Source organism: Pseudomonas sp. EA_5y_Pfl2_R50, from assembly GCF_963970475.1.
In the GTDB taxonomy this organism is placed as follows: domain Bacteria; phylum Pseudomonadota; class Gammaproteobacteria; order Pseudomonadales; family Pseudomonadaceae; genus Aquipseudomonas.
This window is the reverse complement of the sequence record NZ_CAXAPT010000106.1, coordinates 1-531: the sequence shown is the minus strand read 5'-3', so window position 1 is coordinate 531 and position 531 is coordinate 1. Positions and strand designations below refer to the sequence as shown.

The window sequence follows — 531 nt, the reverse complement described above, 5'->3', positions numbered from 1 at the left end:
TGGCACGCTCCTTGATAACAGTCAGCCACCCACCGGGCGATATCGCCTCCCGGGCACCCTAACTTTATCCGCAAGGAGAGCACCCCATGGCAACACCAGCGTACATGTCGGTTACCGGCGAAAAACAGGGCCTGATCACTGCAGGCGCTTTCACCGCTGACTCCGTAGGCAACACCTACCAGGAAGGCCACGAAGACCAGGTTATGGTTCAGGCTTTCACCCACGACGTGATCATTCCGCGTGACCCGCAATCCGGTCAGCCAACCGGTCAGCGCGTGCACAAGCCAGTTGTCATCACCAAGGTCTACGACAAGGCTTCGCCTCTGCTGCAAGCGGCTCTGACCTCCGGCGAGCGCATGAGCGAAATCGTTATCCAGTGGTACCGCACTTCGGCTCAAGGTACCCAAGAGCACTACTACACCACCAAACTGGAAGACGCGATCATCGTCGCCATCAACAACAAAATGCACAACTGCCAGGACCCGGGCAACGCGCACTTCACCCACCTGGAAGAAGTGCAGTTCACCTACC

Annotated in this window: 1 protein-coding gene; it reads left to right on the top strand. The window is 58.0% G+C overall.

Features of this window, described 5'->3' with window-relative positions; all coding sequences use genetic code 11:
• Positions 1–86: 86 nt before the first annotated feature.
• Positions 87–531 (top strand): Hcp family type VI secretion system effector (locus AACY19_RS26930; protein ID WP_339453163.1); only part of this gene is annotated, 445 nt, incomplete at its 3' end.